This is a genomic window from Kribbella caucasensis, from assembly GCF_004361855.1.
In the GTDB taxonomy this organism is placed as follows: Bacteria; Actinomycetota; Actinomycetes; order Propionibacteriales; family Kribbellaceae; genus Kribbella; species Kribbella caucasensis.
This window is the reverse complement of record NZ_SNWQ01000012.1, coordinates 1-19,840: the sequence shown is the minus strand read 5'-3', so window position 1 is coordinate 19,840 and position 19,840 is coordinate 1. Positions and strand designations below refer to the sequence as shown.

The 19,840-nt window shown below is 68.7% G+C and carries 17 protein-coding genes; 6 read left to right on the top strand and 11 right to left on the bottom strand.

What is annotated here, in order from left to right:
* Nucleotides 1-125: 125 nt before the first annotated feature.
* Entirely contained in the window at nt 126-1,052 is a 927-nt protein-coding gene (locus tag EV643_RS23700; protein WP_133802332.1) for a MurR/RpiR family transcriptional regulator, read from the top strand.
* Here the strand turns inward: EV643_RS23700 and EV643_RS23695 are convergent.
* From EV643_RS23695 to EV643_RS23675, 5 genes are all read right to left on the bottom strand, one after another.
* Nucleotides 1,049-1,621, bottom strand: coding sequence for a Chromate resistance protein ChrB (locus EV643_RS23695; RefSeq protein WP_133802331.1), 573 nt, complete (start codon nt 1,619-1,621; stop codon nt 1,049-1,051). The two genes, EV643_RS23700 and EV643_RS23695, sit on opposite strands and share 4 nt — an antisense overlap.
* Before the next feature lie 20 nt (nt 1,622-1,641).
* Nucleotides 1,642-3,435 (bottom strand): FAD-binding protein, encoded by a 1,794-nt coding sequence (locus EV643_RS23690; protein ID WP_133802330.1) that lies wholly within the window; start codon nt 3,433-3,435, stop codon nt 1,642-1,644.
* On the bottom strand, nt 3,432-4,142 hold the full coding sequence (locus tag EV643_RS23685; RefSeq protein WP_133802329.1) for a VIT1/CCC1 transporter family protein: 711 nt from the start codon (nt 4,140-4,142) through the stop codon (nt 3,432-3,434). Before EV643_RS23685 ends, EV643_RS23690 begins: the two co-directional genes overlap by 4 nt.
* A gap of 71 nt (nt 4,143-4,213) precedes the next feature.
* Complete coding sequence (locus EV643_RS23680; protein ID WP_370452344.1) at nt 4,214-6,673, bottom strand: aconitate hydratase; 2,460 nt, start codon at nt 6,671-6,673, stop codon at nt 4,214-4,216.
* Nucleotides 6,670-7,737, bottom strand: a complete 1,068-nt coding sequence (locus tag EV643_RS23675) for an isocitrate/isopropylmalate dehydrogenase family protein (RefSeq protein ID WP_133802327.1) — start codon at nt 7,735-7,737, stop codon at nt 6,670-6,672. The genes EV643_RS23680 and EV643_RS23675 overlap by 4 nt, the downstream gene beginning before the upstream one ends.
* Before the next feature lie 129 nt (nt 7,738-7,866).
* Here EV643_RS23675 and EV643_RS23670 point away from each other — a divergent pair, with 129 nt between their 5' ends.
* Complete coding sequence (locus EV643_RS23670; RefSeq protein WP_202869728.1) at nt 7,867-8,511, top strand: GntR family transcriptional regulator; 645 nt, start codon at nt 7,867-7,869, stop codon at nt 8,509-8,511.
* Between the two features lie 44 nt (nt 8,512-8,555).
* Nucleotides 8,556-9,557: a GDSL-type esterase/lipase family protein gene (locus tag EV643_RS23665; RefSeq protein WP_133802326.1), complete on the top strand. Its 1,002-nt coding sequence runs from the start codon at nt 8,556-8,558 to the stop codon at nt 9,555-9,557.
* A 4-nt stretch (nt 9,558-9,561) separates the two neighbouring features.
* Here the strand turns inward: EV643_RS23665 and EV643_RS23660 are convergent, their stop codons facing one another.
* On the bottom strand, nt 9,562-12,549 hold the full coding sequence (locus EV643_RS23660) for a glycine--tRNA ligase (RefSeq protein WP_202869741.1): 2,988 nt from the start codon (nt 12,547-12,549) through the stop codon (nt 9,562-9,564).
* Nucleotides 12,550-12,758: 209 nt separating this feature from the next.
* On the opposite strand from EV643_RS23660, the gene EV643_RS23655 reads away from it, so the two are divergent.
* Complete coding sequence (locus tag EV643_RS23655; RefSeq protein ID WP_133802324.1) at nt 12,759-13,571, top strand: alpha/beta fold hydrolase; 813 nt, start codon at nt 12,759-12,761, stop codon at nt 13,569-13,571.
* Between the two features lie 239 nt (nt 13,572-13,810).
* Nucleotides 13,811-14,437, top strand: coding sequence for a superoxide dismutase (locus EV643_RS23650; protein WP_133802323.1), 627 nt, complete (start codon nt 13,811-13,813; stop codon nt 14,435-14,437).
* 59 nt (nt 14,438-14,496) lie between these two features.
* On the opposite strand, the gene EV643_RS23645 is transcribed toward EV643_RS23650, so the two are convergent.
* From EV643_RS23645 to EV643_RS23625, 5 genes are all read right to left on the bottom strand, one after another.
* Entirely contained in the window at nt 14,497-15,306 is an 810-nt protein-coding gene (locus EV643_RS23645; RefSeq protein WP_133802322.1) for an alpha/beta fold hydrolase, read from the bottom strand.
* Complete coding sequence (locus EV643_RS23640; RefSeq protein ID WP_133802321.1) at nt 15,303-16,079, bottom strand: alpha/beta fold hydrolase; 777 nt, start codon at nt 16,077-16,079, stop codon at nt 15,303-15,305. The genes EV643_RS23645 and EV643_RS23640 overlap by 4 nt, the downstream gene beginning before the upstream one ends.
* 38 nt (nt 16,080-16,117) lie before the next feature.
* Nucleotides 16,118-17,422 carry an RNA polymerase sigma factor gene (locus EV643_RS23635; RefSeq protein WP_133802320.1) on the bottom strand — a complete coding sequence of 435 codons (1,305 nt, stop codon included), beginning with the start codon at nt 17,420-17,422 and terminating at the stop codon, nt 16,118-16,120.
* Between the two features lie 53 nt (nt 17,423-17,475).
* Entirely contained in the window at nt 17,476-17,850 is a 375-nt protein-coding gene (locus EV643_RS23630) for a YciI family protein (protein ID WP_133802319.1), read from the bottom strand.
* Between the two features lie 249 nt (nt 17,851-18,099).
* Complete coding sequence (locus EV643_RS23625) at nt 18,100-18,999, bottom strand: SDR family NAD(P)-dependent oxidoreductase (protein WP_133802318.1); 900 nt, start codon at nt 18,997-18,999, stop codon at nt 18,100-18,102.
* A 109-nt stretch (nt 19,000-19,108) separates the two neighbouring features.
* Here EV643_RS23625 and EV643_RS23620 point away from each other — a divergent pair, with 109 nt between their 5' ends.
* On the top strand, nt 19,109-19,696 hold the full coding sequence (locus tag EV643_RS23620; protein WP_133802317.1) for a TetR/AcrR family transcriptional regulator: 588 nt from the start codon (nt 19,109-19,111) through the stop codon (nt 19,694-19,696).
* Nucleotides 19,697-19,840 lie beyond the last annotated feature (144 nt).

Genomic DNA, 19,840 nt, shown 5'->3' with positions numbered 1-19,840 from the left:
TCATTTGACGGTAGTGAGTACTACAATCGCTGTCAACGGGTCGCGGCATCGTTTACCTGGCGGTGACAAAGACTCGCGAGTGACATGATCTGTGCGTAACCAACAGCGCTACTGCGAGGTGGAGAGTGTCCGGAGCCAACGCACCGACCCTGCAGGAGCGGGTCGCGAGCAAGCTCGGCTCGCTCACCGCCACCGAGCGGAAGGTCGCCGAGTACCTGTCGGCGCACCCGCAGGAGGCCGCGTTCTCCTCCGCCGAGGAGCTCGGCCGCGCCACCGGCACCAGCGACGCGAGTGTGGTCCGCACCGCCAAGGCGCTCGGCTTCGACGGTCTGCCGGGCCTGAAGCGTTCGCTACAAGGCCACCTGCAGGCCCTGCTCACCCCGGCCAACCGGCTCAGCAACAGCCTGCTGTCGATGGGCGACGGCCCGGAGGGCGTGCTCAGCGCGACCTTGAGCGACCAGGTCGAGCGGCTGCAGCAGGCCGAGCGGACCATCGACCCGGACGAGTTCCGCCGTGCCGTCGAACTGATCGACAACGCCCGCGAGACCGTGATCTGCGGCTTCGCCGGCCTGGACGGCGTCTCGGAGTACGCCGCGACGCATCTGACCCGGATCGGTCACCGCGCCCGGACGGCGTCGGACACCGGCTACCGGCTGGCCGACCGGCTGCTGATGCTCGGCCCCGAGGACGTGGTGATCCTGATGGCGCACAACCGGGTCACCCGGGAGACGCGGGTCATCCTGGATCACTGCGACCAGCTCGACATCCCGGTGATCCTGCTGACCGACACGCTCGGCGAGGCACTGCGCGACCAGGTGAGCGCCGTGCTGTCCGCGCCGATGAGCCGGCCCGGTACGTTCACCAGTCAGGCGACCGTGCTGATCCTGCTGGAGGCCCTGATCATCGCCGTGGCCGCCCAGGACCGGGACCGATCACTGGACACGACCGGCCGGATGAACCAGCTGCGCGAGGACCTGATGGGCTACTCCCGCGCCGACGAGCTCGCCCTTAACCTGCCGGAAGCACGCAAACGGCGTCGCAAGCGGTCCTAGACCTTGCCCTCGGTGCGTTCGTAGACGTCCGCCTCGAACTCCTCCAGCATCCGCTCGCAGTCGGCCACCTTGGACCGGGCCAGCTCCTTGCCCTCGGCATCCATCCAGTCGCGGCCCTCGACCTTGGCCAGCCAGCGCCGCAGCTTCTCCAGGTCCTGCCGGATCTCCTCGGCCTCCTCGAACGTGTAGTTCTCCCGGAACCGCTCGAACTCGATCTCCTTGACGAACTTGGTGTCGCACTCCTCGACGATCTCGGCGTACTCCTTGGCCGACTGACTGCGGAACCCCTCGACGAACTGCGTCCGGGCGTCGTCGTCGACATCGGTCAAGGTGAGGAACACACTCGAGCCACCGAGCTCGGTGACCCGCTCACGGACCTTCGCCAACCCGGCCCGCAGATCCTCGCGATCGGGCAGCACACAGACAGCCTGCTGCACGTAGAACCCGCCGAGCCGCTTCAGCTCCCGCCAGACCGCCACCCGGGCCCGGGACGAATCGCTGGGCACCTTGTAGATCAGCAGCAGCCAGGTTTCTTTCACGGGAGCCTTGGTACGACGGGACGTTGCCATGCCGGACAGGTTATCCGTACTCACCGGATCGCATGTTCCTGCAAGGCGTCGACGAGGTGGGGCATCACCTCCCGCCAGTCCGCGACCAGCCCGACGTCGCAGTGCGCGAAGATCTCCGCCGCCGGGTCGGTGTTGATCGCGAGGACGGTCCCGGCCCGGCTCGCGCCGACCAGGTGGTTCTGGTTGCCGGACAGGCCGACCGCGACGTACATCCGCGGTGCCACACTCCGGCCGGTGATCCCTAGCTGCCGGCCGTGTGGCATCCAGCCCTCGTCGGTGACCTTGCGGGTGGCGGCCAGCTCGGCGCCGAGCAGTCTGCGGATCGGTTCCAGCGCCTCGTACTGCGTGGGGTCGACACCGCGCCCGACCCCGATCACCACGTCGGCCCGGTCCAGCGCGTCGCCTTCGTGCCCGGTACGCCGATCCGTCCACACGATCGCGGGATCAGGCGGCACCGTGAGTTCGTAGTGCCGGTGGACGCGGGGCGCGCGCGGTTTCCGCAGCGGGAGCAGGCCGGTCCGCACGGTCGCGATCTGCGGCGAACCAGAACTGACGATCTTTGCCAGCACTCCGCCGCCGGACGGCTTCAACCCGGTCAACCGTGGCACCGGACCATCGTTGCGACGGCTCGTCAGGCTGATGAGATCCGACATCAGGCCCGCGCCGGAGGCCACCGCGAGCCTGGCGAGAACCTCCCGGTCCCATGGCAACGCCGCACCGAGCACAGCCCAGGGCGAAGTACCGGCCATCCACTCAGCCAACGCGGCGGCCACCGGCCGAGGTGCATCGCCCCCGAGCAGCACCACCGAATCCGCACCCCACCCGAACAGCTGCTCAGTCGCTCGCCCCGCAGTCACCGCAGTCACCGACCCGCTGACCTCAGCGGCAAGGACTGCCGCCGCGCCGAGCAGAGCCCGGGTACCGGCCTCCGGCCCTGGTCCGGCCAGCAGGACAACCTCAGGCCCTCGTCCCGACGGGGCGGCAAGCGGTTCTGGTACGACCTCGTCTTGGGTGGTGGCCAGGTTCAGTCGGTCGAAGCAGCCTCGGGTCAGGAGTTCGGTGATCGCTCGGCCGGCCTGGATGCTGGGGGTGCCACGGAAGATGACGGGTTCGCGGGTCAACCCGACCGGCTGGACTCCGTTGACCTTGGTCGGGCTGCCAGCCAGACCCCAGGTCCCCGGAGCGAGCGCGGCGGTGGTGACGCGACGTACGGAGTCCGCGGACGACCACTCCTCCACCGGGACCTTCACGGGCGGGCAGGAACGTTCGGCGACCGCCAGGACCGCGGGCAGCTGTACGACGACCGACTCGCGCCCGTCGTCACGCTGAACCACGGCCCGCACCCGGATCGTCGTACCGTCATCCTCGGGCTCGATCGTCAGCACCGGACCCGCGAACGGCAGCCCCAGCAGTTCGGCGATCATCGCGCCGACCGCACCCGTGCTCCCGTCGACCGAACTCGCGCCGACCAACACAAGATCAGCCCGATCCACCAGACCGGCGAGCGCGCGAGCGGTGACGAGACAGTCGGACCCGGCCAATACGGGATCACTGAGCTGGACCGCGTCGTCGATCCCCCAGGCCAGCGACTCGCGCAGTACATCGACCGCGGCCGGCGGACCCATCGTGATCGCCGTACTACGTCCGCCCGTCTCACGGGCCAGCCGGACAGCCTGGGCGACGGCGCGGCGGCACCACGGGTTCATCTCGGTCACGGCCCCGGTCCGCTCCAGCCGCCCTTCGGCGTCGAGCCGGCCGCTGTGATCCCCCTTCGGCACCTGCTTCACCAGCACCGTCACCCGCAGTGGTCTCATGACAGACCGGTACCTACTGCCAGGCCGATCAGGTAGGTGATGGCGGCGGACAGCCCACCGAGCAACAGTTGCCGGCCGCCGCCGTACCAGAACGGGCGGGCGGTGATCTTGCCGATGATGCCACCGGTAACCAGCAGGCCCAATGCACTCAGCAACAGCGCGGGCAGCACGCTGGCGGCGCCGAAGATGAACGGGAGCAGCGGGATCACCGCACCGAACGCGAAGGCCACGAACGACGAACCGGCCGCCAGCCAGGGCGACGGCAGATCGTTGGGGTCGACACCGAGCTCCTCGCGGACGTGAACGTCCAGGGCGACGTCGGGATCGACGGTCAGCTCCTTGGCTACCTCGAGGGCGAGCTCCGGGCGCAGGCCCTTCGCCTCGTACATCATCGCGAGCTCTTTCAGCTCCTCCTCGGGATGGACCTTCAGCTCGCGCCGCTCGACCTCGATCTCGGACCGCATCAGCTCGGTCTGCGACGACACCGAGGTGAACTCGCCGGACGCCATCGAGCAGGCCCCGGCGACCAAGCCGGCCAGGCCGGTGACGATTACCACCTTGCCGCTCGCACCGCCGCCGACAACGCCGGCGACCAGCGCGAAGTTCGACACCAGCCCGTCCATCACGCCGAAGGTCGCCGGGCGCAACCAGCCGCCGGTCACGTCCCGGTGCGAGTGATGGATCTCGGCCACGACTTCCGCGGTCATCTCTGGAATTCCTTCCGCAGGGGATTAGGTGAGCGTAACCTGAGTTAATCTGCATCACCTGTTACATCAGCTTACTCGTTACGCTCCAAGTGAGGCAACGCTTCCCCGCGCAACCGCGCCAGCACGTAAGGCAGCACCCCGCCGTGCCGGTAGTACTCGACCTCCCGCGGCGTATCGAGCCGCATCCGCATCCGATAACTACGACCGGCGGATCGGACCAGGGCGAACCCGTCCTCGCCAAGCGTGATGTCGATCGGCTCCTCACCGGTCAGGTCGTCCCCCTCGCCCGCCGCGAACTCCAGCGGCAGCACGCCCATCCCGACCAGGTTCGACCGATGGATCCGCTCGAACGACTGCGCCAGCACAGCCCGTACGCCGAGCAGGGCGGGCCCCTTCGCCGCCCAGTCCCGCGACGACCCGATCCCGTAATCCTTGCCCGCGACAACCACCACCGGCGTACCGTCCGCCCGGTAGGCCTCGGCCGCGTCGTAGATCGTCAGCAGCTCGCCATCCTTGGTCGTGAAGCCGCCTTCAACGTCCACCAACGCATTCCGCAACCGCAGATTGGCGAACGCGCCACGCATCATCACCAAGTGGTTCCCGCGCCGCGATGCGTAAGTGTTCAGCTCACGCACACCCAACTCACGCAGATACATCCCGGCAACGCTGTCGGCCGGGATCGCTCCAGCCGGCGACAAGTGATCCGTGGTCACCGAGTCGCCGAGCCGCACCAACGCCCGCGCGCCCTTCAGATCACCAGGCTGCGCAGGGTTTTCCAGGTACGGCGGACGCCGGAGATACGTCGATTCGTCCTCCCAGGCGAACGTGTCGCCGACGGGAGCGGGCAGATTCCGCCAGCGATCGTCACCTGCGAACACGTCGGCGTAGACCTCGGTGAACATCTCGGGCCGCAGCGCCGTCCGGATCACCTCTTCGATCTCGTTCCGGGACGGCCACAGATCCCTCAGATGGACCGGCCGGCCATCGTCGTCCACTCCGAGCGGATCGGCCTGGAGGTCGAGATCCATCCGTCCCGCGAGCGCGTAGGCGACCACGAGCGGCGGCGAAGCGAGGTAGTTCTGCCGGACGTCGGGCTGGATCCGGCTCTCGAAGTTCCGGTTCCCCGACAGCACGGCCGCGACCGACAAGTCCTTTGCGCGAACCACTTCGGCCACGCCGTCCGCGAGCCCACCCGACGCGCCGATACACGTCATACAGCCGAATCCGGCCAGGTGGAACCCGAGCTTGTTCAGGTACGGCGTCAGCCCGGCGGCATCGTAGTACTCCATCACCACTCGCGATCCGGGCGACAGGGTCGTCTTCACCCACGGCTGCGTTGCGAGCCCGCGTTCGACGGCCTTCTTCGCCAGCAGTCCGGCCGCGACCATCACGCTCGGATTGGACGTGTTCGTGCACGACGTGATCGCGGCGACCACCACCGACCCGTCCCGCAGTTCGTCGGTCGGAGCCTTGGTGGTCGGTACCTCGGTCAACGGGATGCGCTGGTAGGGACGGTTCGGGCCGGCGATCGACGGGACCACGTCGGCCAGGTCGACGGTCAGTTCCTCGTCGAAGGTCAGCTCGGTGGTCGAGTCGTGCCAGAGCCCTTGTTCCTTGGCGTAGTCCTCCACCAGGTCGACGTGCTCGGCCGGGCGACCCGTGAAGCGGAGATAGGTGAGCGTCTGCTCGTCGATCGGGAACCATGCGACGGTCGATCCGAACTCCGGGCTCATGTTCGCGATCGTCGCCCGATCCGCGACCGGGAGCTCCGCGAGCGCCGGGCCGAAGAACTCGACGAACTTGCCGACCACTCCGTGTGCGCGCAGCCGCTCTGTGATCGTCAGCACCAGATCGGTCGCCGTCGTACCGGCCGGCAGCAAACCAGTCAGCCGGACACCGACCACCGGCGGGATCAGCATCGAGACCGACTGCCCGAGCATCGCGGCCTCGGCCTCGATCCCGCCGATCCCCCAGCCGAGCACACCGAGTCCGTTGACCATCGTGGTGTGCGAATCCGTGCCCAGGCAGAGATCCGGGAATGCCACGCCATCGCGGATCTCCACGACCCGGGCCAGCTTCTCCAGGTTGACCTGGTGCATGATCCCCGATCCCGGCGGCACGATCTTCAACCGGTCGAAGGCCTGCTGCCCCCAACGCAGGAAGCGGTACCGCTCGGCGTTGCGGTGGTACTCCAGCTCGACGTTGCGCTCCAACGCGTCCGGCCGGCCGAAGACGTCCGCGATCACCGAGTGGTCGACCACCAACTCGGCCGGGATCACTGGATCCAGCCCGGCCGGATCGCCACCGAACTCGGCCAGTGCGTCGCGCATCGAGGCGAGGTCGGCGAGCACGGGTACGCCGTTCGTGTCGTGCAGGAATACGCGGGACGGGAACACCTCGATCTCACCGGTTGCCCCAGGCACCCAATTCCGCAGTACGTCGGCTGCCGTGTGGTGCCGGAGTGCGTTCTCCAGCAGGATGCGCAGGGTCCGGGGCATCCGGGGTGACGCCTGCAATGGCTGGTAGATCACGGCGACCCGATCGACGACGCCACAGCCGCCCCGAACTCCGCCGTACCGGCAGTTCCACCGAGATCCCTGGTCCGGGTTCCTTGGCTGATGGTTGCCGACAGCCCCTTCTCGATCAGTACCGCGGCCTCGAGCGCGCGCTGGTCGTCGTACCGGCGGCCGAGCCAGTCGAGCAGCATCGCGCCGGATCCGATCATCGCGGTCGGGTTGGCCAGATCCCGCCCGGCGATGTCCGGCGCGGAACCGTGCGCGGCCTGGGCCATCGCGCGCTCGGTGGAGGAGTTGATCGAGGGCGCGATCCCGAGCGACCCGGCCAGCTCGCCGGCCAGGTCGGAGAGGATGTCGCCGAACATGTTCTCCGTCACCACGACGTCGAACGCGGGAGCGCGCCGGACCAGGTGCACCGTCATCGCGTCGATGTGGAAGTCGTCCACCTCGACCTCGGGGTACGCCGCGGCGATCTCGCGGCAGATGTCGAGGAAGAAGCCGGTGCTGGTACGCAACACGTTCGCCTTGTGCACAACGGTCACGTGGTTGCGGCGGCGACGCGCCAGCTCGAACGCCTCCCGAGCGATCCGCTCGATCGCGGGCCGGGTGAAGATGCCCATCGCGATGGCCACATCCGGCGTCGGCATGAACTCGCCGGTGCCGCGATACGTACTGCGGTCGGCGTAGAAGCCCTCGGTGTTCTCCCGTACGACGACCAGGTCGATGCCGCGATCGTCGAAGGACTTGGCCGGCCGGATGTTCGCGTACAGGTCGAAGTGCTTGCGCAGCGCGCCGCTCGGGTTGAGCTGGGAGCGATGCGGTTCCGGGTACGACGCGCTGTCGTGCGGGCCGAGCAACCAACCGTCCAGCTCCGCGAGGGTCTCGACCGTTTTCGGCGGTAGGGAGCTGCCGTGAGTATCGATCGCGGCGGCGCCAACGGGCAACGGCACCCACTCGATCGGGGGTGCACCGGCTGCGGCGACGGCGGCGTCCATCACCCGCACAGCGGCGGGCACGATCTCAGGTCCGATGCCGTCACCGGACAGGACGCCGAGCCGGTAGCTGTGGGTCGAATCCATCGTGACTGTCCTCTCGTCGGTGTCCGCGAACCACTGTCCTTCGTTATAATCTGTTTCGTCAAGCTGGCTTGTGGAGTAGTCTCAGTGCTTGAAACGGGCGGATCTCGCGTTATAACGACTGGAGGATCGGTGTCGACGAAGGCGGAGACGGCGTACGGGCTGGTCCGGGACAAGATCCTCGCCGGCGAGCTGGCACCCGGCTCGGTGATCCAGCAGGGGTCGCTGGCGCGGGAGCTCGGCATCAGCACGACCCCGCTTCGGGAGGCGCTGCGCCGGTTGATGAGCGACGGCCTGGTCGAGCTGGACGCGCACCGCGACGCGCGAGTGCCGGCGCTGACCGCGGAGGAGGCTCGCGACCTGCTCGAAATCCGTCGCTCGCTGGATCCGCTGGCCGCCGGCCTCGCCGCGGAACGCCGGACCCGGGCGGACCTCGACCTGATCCGGCAGACCGCGTCGGACCTTCAGCCGCTCCGGACCGATCCCGGGCCGAAGGAGCTGGCCAGCCATCGTTGTTTCCACGCCGCGATCTACACGGCGTCGCACAACCAGCTCCTGATCCAGGCCCTTGACGGGCTCTGGGACAAGGCCGACCGCTATCGCCGGCTGGCGCTGGAGAGCGGACGGACCGAGGAGGACCTGGAGCGCACCCACGCCGACCACCTGGCCCTGGTCGACGCGATCGCCTCGCGCGACGGTGAGACCGCCGCGGCTGTCATGCTTGCCCACGTGAACGCCAGCCTCGGCGCCCGCGCACTGAGCAGCCTGGGCACTTGAGGCTGGGCACTTGAGGATAGGCAGGCTTTTGACGAAGGAGAGCCATGGTCGCTGATCCGCTCTGGACCGGATACCGGTACCGCGAGGTCGACGCCGACGGTTGGGCGACCTTCTGGCGGCTCGACCCGCGCGGCCAGACGTTCCGGTTGCACGACTGGCACGCCTACCCGAACAAGCCGGGCCACCGCCTCTGGTCACGCGCGGCCACCCCGGCCGGCGTACGGGCAGCCTGGAGTACGACGGCGACCGCGGTCACCCTGGAGATCCGGGCCGCTCTGGACATCTACGCGCGCATCGCACCGGTCGACTTCCTGATCGGCGGCGAGTTGCACCAGCGCCATGAGGTCAACCCAGGCGAACAACTGATCACCGTCGACCTCCCCGGCGAACCGGTCGATCTGGAGATCTGGCTACCCCAGTCCGGAGCGATCGGCGTGCGGGCGGTCCGCTTCGACGGGGAAGCAGTGCCGCGGCCGCCGACCGGGCCGCGCTGGATCACGTACGGCAGCTCGATCACCCAATGCAGCGGGGCGAATGGTCCCTCGGAGACCTGGCCGGCCCTGGTCGCCCGGCGGCATCAATGGGACCTGGTCGCCCTCGGCTTCTCCGGCGAATGCCACCTCGACCCGATCGCCGCCCGGACGATCCGGGACACCCCCGCCAGGCTGATCTCGATGTGCCTCGGGATCAACATCTACGGCGCCGAGACCTTCAGCGGGCGAACCCTTCCCGGCCAGGTCGAGTCCTTCGTCAGCACCGTCCGCGACGGCCATCCACACACCCCACTGGTCGTGATCACACCGCTCATCGCGCCCGACCTGGAAGGCAAACCGAACGCCGTCGGCCTCACCCTCGACGACGTCCGCGCCTGCATCGAACTGGGCGCCCGCACCCTGCACGACCCCGACCTCCACCTGATCGACGGCCGCACCATCCTCACCCCCGAAGAAGCCCGCCACCTGTACGCCGACGAGGTCCACCCCACCCCCGACGGCTACCACTTGATCGCCGACCGCCTGGCCCCACTACTGACCCTCCCGCTCTAGGCGGTCAGGCTGATGCGGTCAGGCTGGTGCCGAGGGCTTGCCAGTCGATGACGGGGGCGGCCAGATCGCTGATGGTGGCGAGGAGGCCGAGGCGGGCGGCGCGAAGGTCGGGGTCTTCGGCCATCACCAGGATCTCCTCGAAGAAGGTGGTGACGGGCTCGACCAGGACCGACGCGGCCGGGACGAACTCGGCCAGTGCGGTCGGGGCCTTGCCGACCTTCTGCACCGCTTCGTGCAGGACGAGCTCAGCCGGCTCAGTCAGTTTGGCCGGGTCGTACTGCGCTTCAACGTCCGCGGGCACGATTCGGCGTACCCGCTGGAGCACCGCGACCAAGTCCGCAAAGCCGTCGGTGGTGACCAGGCGCTCCAGCTCGGTGAGGGCCTCGTCGGCGGTCGCGGGCGCTTCGGCGAGTGGGAGGACGGCGGCGACCTGGAGGTGGTCGTCACCACGATCGAGCAGCTGCTGCTCGTACCGCCGGACGGTGAACTCGGCCACGTCGGCCAGCGAGTCCGCCGAAACTTCGATGCCCTGGGCACCGATCTCACCGGCGGCCGCGGCCAGGCCGGTGGACAGCCTGATCGCGCGCAGCTCCGGGTGTTCGCGCAGGATCGCGACCACACCCGCGGCGGCCCGGCGAAGCGCGAACGGGTCGGAGCTGCCCGTCGGCTTCGCGCCGATCGCGAAGAGACCGGCCAGCAGGTCGAAGCGATCCGCGAGCGCGAGCAGCGCACCCGGGGTGGTCGCCGGGATCGGGTCACCCGCCGAGCGCGGCAGCTCCATGTCGTACAGCGCCTGCGCGACAGCCTCGGTCTCACCGGCCCGGCGGGCGTACTCGCGGGCCATCGTGCCGGCCAGGCTGGTCAGCTCCACGACCATCTGCGAACCGAGGTCGAACTTGGCCAGCTCGGCCGCCCGGCGCAACGTGGTCAGGTCGTCACCGTCGAGCTCCACCGTCTCGGCGAGCTTCAAGGCAACCTTGCCGATCCGGCCCGCCCGTTCGGCCATCGAACCGAGCCGCTCCTCGAAGGCGAGCTTCTCCAGCCCGGACTTCATCTCCTCGGGCGTGGTCTCCAGGTCGGCCCGCCAGAAGAAGCTGGCGTCCTCGTACCGGGCCCGCAGGACGCCTTCGTTACCGCCACGCACGGTCTCCTCGTCGACGGAACCGTTGGCCACGGCAACGAAATGCGCGAGCAGCTTGCCGTCCTCGGCACGGACCGGCAGGTAGCGCTGGTGCTTGCGCATCACGGTGGTGAGGATCTCGGCCGGCAGGTCCAGGTAGTCGGCCGAGTAGCCGCCCAGGATCGGTGTCGGCTCCTCGACCAGGTTGACGATCTGGTCGATCAGCGCGGCCTCACCGTCGACGTCGATCGTGCCGCCGACAGTGCCGGCGAGCTCGACGGCCGCCTTGACGATCTGGTCGCGGCGCTTGGCCGGGTCGGCCTCGATACCGTGGATGCGGAGCAGGTCGAGGTACCCCTCGGCCGCGGCGATCTCGACGGCCGGCTGCGCGGCCGTGCGGTGGACGCGTGTGGTCCGGCCCGCAGCGAGGGTCGAAACCGACACCGGGACGACCTGGTCGCCCAGCAGGGCCACCAACCAACGGACCGGCCGGGTGAACGACAACTTGGCGTCGTTCCACCGCATGTTCTTGTCCGACCGCAGCCCGCTGACGATTTCAGCCAGTACGCCGCTCAGCACCTCGGCCGCACCCCGACCAGGATCCGGCTTCGTCACCGCGACGTACTCGACGCCGTCCACGTCCAGTTCGTGCAACTCATCGGCGGAGACACCCTGGCCGCGGGCGAACCCGGCGGCCGCTTTCGTGACGTTGCCCTCGGCATCGAATGCGGCCGACTTGCGCGGACCGCGGACCACCCGCTCGGCGTCCGGCTCGACCGCCTGGACCTCGGTGACGAACGCGATCACCCGGCGCGGCGTCGCGTACGTGGTCACCTTGCCGTGGCCGAGCCGGGTCGCGGCCAGCTTCTCGGTCAGCGCCTGGTGCACCGCGTCCGCGGTCTTGGTGACCTCCGACGGCGGCATCTCCTCGGTGCCGATCTCGAACAGCAGCTGCCGGGTCCCGCTGACCTTGGGGAACTCGGCCGGCTCCGGCGCGGCGTCGGGGAGCTCGGCGAGACCCAGCGGGTGCTCGAGCTCGGTCCGCCGCTCGGCCCAGAGCTGGGCGACCTCACGAGCCAGGCCGCGCATCCGGCCGAACGCCTTCGCCCGTTCCGTCGTACTGACCGCGCCGCGGGCGTCCAGGATGTTGAAGGTGTGCGAGCACCGGAGTACATAGGCGTGGGCCGGGACCGGGAGACGGGCGTCGAGCATCCGGCGGGCCTCGTTCGCGTACTCCTCGAAGAGCCGCTTCTGCGCATCCACATCGGCGTCGTCGAGGTAGTACCGGCTCATCTCGTACTCCGCCTGGCCGAACGCCTCGCCGTACGAGATGCCCGGGGCGTAGGCGATGTCCTTGAAGTGCGAGACGCCCTGCAGCGCCATCATGATCCGCTCGATGCCGTAGGTGATCTCCACCGACACCGGGTCCAGCGTCATCCCGCCGGCCTGCTGGAAGTAGGTGAACTGGGTGATCTCCAGCCCGTCCAGCCAGACCTCCCAGCCGAGTCCCCAGGAGCCGGTCGCCGGGTTCGCCCAGTTGTCCTCGACGAACCGGACGTCGTGGGCGTGGATGTCGATGCCGAGCGCTTCCAGGCTGTCCAGGAACAGCTCCTGCGGGTTGCCCGGGTCCGGCTTGAGCACCACCTGGAACTGGGTGTGCGTCTGCAGCCGGTTCGGGTTCTCGCCGTACCGGCTGTCGTCCGGCCGCACACTCGGCTCGACGTACGCGACCCGCCACGGCTCCGGACCGAGCACCCGCAGAATGGTCGCCGGGTTCAGCGTGCCGGCTCCCACCTCGGTGTTGAACGGCTGCACGATCATGCAGCCACGGGCGGTCCAGTACTTCGTCAGCGCGAGCAGCGCGTCCTGCATGGTGAGCACGACAACAACCTCTGGTCAGGTCAATGGGGATCTGAAGGCCTCGGCGGCCGGGCTCGCCACCGACATCGGCGGTCAAAGTCTATTCGCCCCGCCAGCGCGCCCCTGCACCAGACCGTAGTCAGCCGATCTCGGACCGGATGTCCATCGCCGGACTCTCCACTCGTTGTATCCCCAAGGACCCACGATTGAAGGAGAAGACGATGACCACCACCTCGACCCTCGAGACCCCCGGCGCCGGCCTGTACTACGAGGTCCGCGGCGCCGGGCCCCTCGTAGTACTGGTCGGTGCACCGATGAATGCCCAGTCGTTCGCCCCGCTGGCCGATCTGCTGGCCGCTGACCACACCGTGCTGACCACCGATCCGCGCGGGATCGGCCGCAGCCCGCTCGAGGATCCGACGGCCGACTCGACGCCCGAGCAGCGCGCCGGCGACCTTGCCCGGCTGATCAGGAACCTCGACGCGGGACCGGCGATCGTGCTCGGTTCGAGCGGCGGGGCGGTCAGCACCCTCGCGCTCGCCCAGCACCACCCCGAACTGGTCCGCACGGCGATCGCACACGAGCCGCCACTGGAAGAACTGCTCGACGATCGCGACCGGCAGCGGGAACTGGCCGACGACCTGGTCGCGACCTACCTCGGCGGTGACGTGCTCGGGGCCTGGCGGAAGTTCTTCGTCCAGGCGAACATCCAGCTGCCGGACGAGATGATCGAGGTGATGTTCGGCGGCGAGCGGGACCCGCAGGTCGTGGCCGACGAGCGGTTCTGGTTCGAGCACGAGCTGCGCCCGAGTGTTCGCTGGCAGCCGGACCTGGACGCGTTGACGTCCGGCCCTGTCCACATCGTGGTCGGGATCGGTGAGGAATCGGCCGATCAGCTCTGCGACTGGACGTCGCGCGCACTCGCGAAGGGGCTGAGCATCGATCCCACCTTCTTCCCCGGCGGCCACATCGGCTTCGTGGACGACCCGGACGCGTTCGCCGCCCGGCTCCGCACAGTGCTGAGTGGCTGTTGAGAGGTTCGGACTGGGATGAGACCGGGCGGTTCCGCGGGTGGCGGAGTATGTGAAGCTGGGTGGTGACCGAGCCGTCGGCCGGGTGTAGACGGCGACAGGTTCGGGCACAGGGTCGACCAAGGCGGGCGCCGCCCGGCGTGGTGACTTGACCTCAACCGTGGTTGAAGTTTCAAGCTGGTGCCGCTGAGACAGGACATCGCAGATATCGGCCCCGACGGGGCCCCGACGAAGGAGCAGAGTTGACCACGTACACGCTTCCCGACCTCACCTATGACTACGGCGCACTGGCGCCGCACATCTCCGGCGAGATCATGGAGCTGCACCACTCCAAGCACCACCAGACCTACGTCAACGGCCTGAACGACACCCTGGAGAAGCTGGCCGCGGCCCGCGAGAAGGGCGACTTCGGCTCGATCGTCGGGCTGGAGAAGACGCTCGCCTTCAACCTCGGCGGGCACGTCAACCACTCGATCTTCTGGAAGAACCTGTCGCCGGAGGGTGGCGACAAGCCGGACGGCGAGCTGGCGGCCGCGCTGGACGAGTACTTCGGCTCGTTCGACGCGTTCCAGGCGCACTTCACCGCGGCGGCGACCACCATCCAGGGGTCCGGTTGGGCGATCCTCGGCTGGGACGCGCTGCAGGGCCGGCTGCTGATCCACCAGCTGTACGACCAGCAGGCCAACCTGCCGGCCGGGCAGATCCCGATCGTGATGCTGGACATGTGGGAGCACGCCTTCTACCTGCAGTACAAGAACGTGAAGCCGGACTACGTCAAGGCCTGGTGGAACGTGGTGAACTGGGCCGACGCGCAGGCCCGCTTCGACGCCGCCCGCACCAACGCCGGCGGCCTCATCACCGTCGGCTGACACCTCTGCTTTTGCGTCCGAGGAACCGTGGGTCACACGGTTCCTCGGACGCAACGGTGTCAGCTGAAGAACTCGGTCAGCACCGGGGCGATTGCGGTCGCCTTGATGATGTGGTTCTGACCGGGGATCTCCCGGTGGGTCGCCCCGGGAATCGCGTCGGCGACCGCCCAGACCGACGTGCGCATCCAGCCCGGGCTCTTTCCGCCGCCCGCGACCAGGACCGGCTGCTCAAGCGATGACCATTGGGATGCGTCGAGCGGTTGACCGAAGCAGTTCTCCCCGAGCAGCGCCGCGTCGTACGGAAGCGTGTGGGCGAGTTCCTTCATCGGCTTCCAGGCCGGCATCAGCTTCATCATCAGGACGACGACGCCGGGCAGCCCGATGCCTTTCGTCATGAAGTACTTCACCGCGTCGCCGCGCCGGCCGGCGTCGACCAGCTGCTGCAGATCCGCGACCCAGGTGCGCGGGATCGGCTTGCGGCTGTCGTCCACCACGAACGGCGCCTCGAACACGGCCAGCTTCGTGATCGGCACCCCGGCCGCCGCGGCCCGCAGCGCGAGCGCCGCCCCGGACGACGTGCCGTAGACGTACGCCGATCCGCCCGCCGCCTCGATCACCGCGGCCAGGTCCTCGATCTCCCGATCCAACTCGTACGCCGCGTCGCCGGTCTTGCTCCCACCGCTGTCACCCCGGCCGCGCCGGTCGTAGTTGTAGACGGTGAACCTGCCGGCGAGCTCCTTCGACAGGTCGGGCATCGGGCCCTGCGCGCGACTGCACAGCGCCCCGTCGACGAGCACCACCGCAGGCCCGTCCCCGGCCCGGTCGTACGCGATCGTCGTCCCGTCCTTCGAGACCGCTGTGTTCGTCATCGGTAGAACTCCTTCAGAGCGGGCGCCAGTACGGCGGCGTCGACGTTGTGCTGCTGCTCGGGCAGGACCCGGTGGCTGCCGTTGGGGAGTGCCTCGACCACGGCCTGGTTGCTCTTCAGCATCCAGTCGTCGGACGCGCCGCCACTGAGTACCTGGGTCGGCACGGTCACCTTGGCGATCGCGTCGGTCGGGACCTCGTAGTCGGCCATGATCGTCGCGTCGTACGCGAGGGTGTGCGCGATCGCCTCCTGGTCCGGCCACCACGGCGACTCCTTCGCCATCGCGACGAACTCGGCCGGCAGCCCGACCACCTCGGCCATGAAGTACTCCGCGGCCTTGTCCCGCCGGCCCGCCGCGACGAACTCCCGGTAGATGTCGGCCGTGTTCGCCGGCGGCCGCTGCCGGGTGCCCTCGAGAATGTACGGCGGCTCCCAGAGCGCGAGCCGGTTCACCGGACGGCCGGACGCGGTCGCCAGCAGGGCCAGGGCCGCGCCGGACGAGGTGCCGTACAGGTGAGCCGATCCACCGGCCAACGCGAAGATCGCGTCCAGGTCCTCGAACTCGCGCTCGATCGCGTAGACCTCCGCGTCACCGGAGTCGCCCCGGCCGCGGCGGTCGTAGTTGTAGACGGTGTGGTTCTCCGCCAGCAGCGCGGCCAGCGAGGCGTTCGACATCCGGTCCACCGAGCCGCCGCAGACCAGGATCACCGGGGATCCGTCGCCGAGCCGGTCGTACGCGATCGGGGTGCCGTCTGCCGAGGTGACCTTTTCCATGATGTTTCTCCTCATCCGGGCCGGGCGTTCTCCCGGCGTCACCCCTGCGTCGAACGACCCGCCCCAGAATCGACACCAGAATCGACACCACACGCAGCGGCCCGGTCGAGGAGGAGTGCGCGCTCCCGCTCGTTCCGGGTCAGCCCGGCGGCCCGCTCGAACTCCGCCCGCGCCTCGTCGTACCGGCCCAGCTTGAACAGCAGATCGCCGCGCACACTCGGCAGCAGGTGATAGTCCTTCAACGCCGGTTCGTCGAGCAACGCGTCCACCGCGACGAGTCCCCGCTCGGGCCCGAACGCCATCGAGATCGCGACCGCCCGGTTCAGTTCGACCACCGGCGACGGGACCAGTTGCGCCAGTACCTCGTACAGGCCGGCGATGCGCGCCCAATCCGTGTCACCGGGCTCGGCGGCTCGGGCGTGACAAGCGGCGATCGCGGCCTGGAGGAGGTACGGGCCGGGTGGCGCTTCGAGGGTCCACGCGCGCTCGATGCTCTCCAGGCCGCGGCGGATCAGCAGGCGGTCCCAGCGACGGCGATCCTGGTCGAGCAGCAGGACGGGTTCGCCGGACGGGCCGGTACGGGCGGTCGCGCGGGACGCCTGGAGCTCCATCAACGCGAGCAGGCCGTGGACTTCGGGCTCCTGCGGCATCAGTTCGGCGAGCAACCGGCCGAGCCGCATCGCCTCGTTGCACAGGGCCGGGCGCATCCAGTCGTCGCCCGCGGTCGCGGAGTACCCCTCGTTGTAGATCAGGTAGATCACCTCGAGCACCGACGACAGCCGCTCGATCAGCTCGTCACCGGCAGGGACCTCGAACTCCACCCCGGCCTTCGCCAGGTTCCGCTTGGCCCGGACGATCCGCTGCGCGATGGTCGGCTCCGGTGCGAGGAACGCACGGGCGATCTCGTCGGTCTTCAACCCGCCGAGCAGCCGCAGGGTCAGACTCACCCGTGCGTCGGTGGTCAGCACCGGATGGCAGGCGGTGAAGACCAGCCGGAGCAGGTCGTCCTCGATCTGGTCCTCGAGAATCGCCTCGACATCGTCTTCCACGCTGTCGCCGTCGATCTCCAGCTCGTGCCCGAGCTCGGCCAGCTTGCGCTGGTAGGTCTCCTTCCGCCGGATCAGGTCGATCGCCCGGCGCTTGGCGATCGCCATCAGCCAGGCCCCCGGATTCTTCGGCACCCCCGATTCCGGCCACTGCTCCAGCGCCGCCACCAGGGCATCCTGTGCCAGCTCCTCGGCCAGCCCGACGTCCCGGACGATCCGCGCGACCCCCGCGATGATCCGAGCCGACTCGATCCGCCAGACCGCGTCAACAGCCCCCTGCGCCTCCGCAACCGTCACCCGACCGAGCTTAGGTGACCTGGCAGCTCTTGGCTGCCAGGTCACCCAAGAACTCAGTGCTGGAAGAGCTCGGGGTTGTCGAAGTCGGCTTCTTCGACGACGCGGCGGACTTCCACCTCGGCGTCGAGCGCCTCCGCCAGCCGCGCTGCCCACTCGATCGCCTCGTCCTGGTCGCGGACCTCGATCACGATGATGCCGCCGATCAGCTCCTTGGTCTCCGCGAACGGCCCATCGGTCACCGTCCGCTTGCCACCGGCCACCTTCACCCGGGCACCCAGCGAGCTCCGGTGCACGCCCTCCGCGAACAGCAGCACACCAGACTTCGACAGGTCGTCGACCAATTTGCCGACCGCCTCGCCCACCCCCGGGCTCACCATCTTCCCGGCCTCGGTGTCCGCGTCCGCCTTGTTGATGATCATGTACCGCATCAGTTGCCACTCCCTCGTTCGTCGGTCGATCACTTACTCTCACGTCGACCCGGCCACCACCAATTCGACACCCGACTTCGCCCCACTTTCCCGCCACCTCGGACAGGAAGCCGGCACCTCGGACAAGAAGCCGGTGCCTCGGACAGGAAATACCCTGTCCCATCTCCCCAGAAGGTGTTGACAGTCAGGTCCGGTCCATCGAGTGGAACGCGCGACCTTGGGCGCCGGCCAGGCACGTTTCCCGCCCGACTACGCCTGCCGGGTGCCCAAGGTGGGGTCGCGCCGGCCGGCCGATGCCGGGACCTGACCGAGCGGCGTTTCGGTTAAGGGGGTGAGCACGTGTTTGGTCAGGTCGTACAGGCGTTGGGCGTTGGTGGGGTCGAAGGTCGGCAGGTTGGGGTCGACCGGTTTGTCGAGGGCGCGGAGGATTAGGCGGTCGGTGGGCTGATCGTCCATCAGGGCGAGGGTGCCGCGAACACTTTCCTCGGGCGACTTGGCGAAGAGCGTCGCGAGCAGCCGCGACAGCGCGCGGTACGGCTGGGGCAGGTGGTTGGTCCCGCTGTTCGTGTACGGCGGACGCAGCTGCAAGTACTTCGTCCGCCCGTCCGGGTGGTTCGCCACGTAGTGCACCCCGAGCAGGTCGTTCGCCCGGCCGCTGCTGATCGTCGCGCGGACGACACCGTAGTTGCGGGTGAACTGCAGGTCGTCCCAGTTGACCGCGCCCTTGGTGAGCCCGGTCGCGCCGATGCTGGTGATGATCGGGGTATCGCCGCGTTCCAGCAGGCCGGTCAGCCGGTAGCTCAGGATGAACCGGCTGAGGTAGTACAGCACGAACGACCCCTCGAACCCGTCGACCGTCTCGTGCCGCTTGATGAACGGCAGCATCGCGGTGAACACCACCGCGTCCAACGCGTCGTGCCGCGCCTCGATCTCCTCGACGACACGGTGGTTCTCCGCGACCGACAGCAGATCGGCGGACACGAAGGCCGCCCGATCTCGCGCCGCCAGCGCGGCCGCGTCGGCGAGAAACCGCTCACCACGCGCCGGCGTACTCCCGACCACGGTGACGCGGGCACCCCGCTCCAGGTAGTGCATCGCGATCGCCCGGCCCATTCCGGTCGTCCCACCGGCCACGAACACGTTCTTCATATCGGTTGTCTCCTCGTTCCCCAGACTAAGTCATCGATCGATGACTTAGCTGGAGCATAGGCAGTCGGCAGTTAGGATGTCAACGACCGATGACTTGAGAGGAGCCGTGATGACGCACAAGCGGGATCGGGAGGCGACCCGGGCCCGGCTGCTGGAGTGCGCGCGCCTGCGGTTCGCCCGCGACGGGTACGACGGGACCAGCGTCCGAGATGTCGCCGGGGACGTCGGCGTGGATCCGGCATTGGTGTTCCGGTACTTCGGGTCGAAGTCGAAGTTGTTCACCGAGGCGATGGCGACCTCGTCCGCTCCGGTGGTGCTCCCCGACGGCCCGGTCGATGAACTGCCCGCGAAGCTCCTGCGCCAGCTCGTCTTCGAGGACTGGGCCGAGTACGCCGGCGAACATCCGTTGATCGCGATGCTCCGGTCCGCGAGCCACGACGACATGCGCGACCGGGTCCGCCAACAGGTCTGCGACGGCTACCTCGGCGTTCTCCAGGAGCTTGCCGACGGCAACGAAGATGCCGACCTCCGGACCGAACTCTTCGCCGCCTGGCTGCTCGGCATCGGCATCCTCCGAACCGCTGTCGGCACACCCACGTTGGCCAAGGCAACCGAGGCCGACATCGCACCCCACCTGGCCGCCGTCGGCGAAGCCCTCTTCGGCCGCCCGATCCCCGTCCCCGAAGTGCCCACTTGACCGAAATCAGGGTCGCCGGTGACGGGGTGTTGCGCCACTGTCGGGTTGCAGAGCCTGTTGGGAAATGGGCGTGGCGGTGATGTGGATAACCGGGTGGGTGTTCGAGTATTGGGATATGGCGAATTCGTATCGGCCGGTTGATCG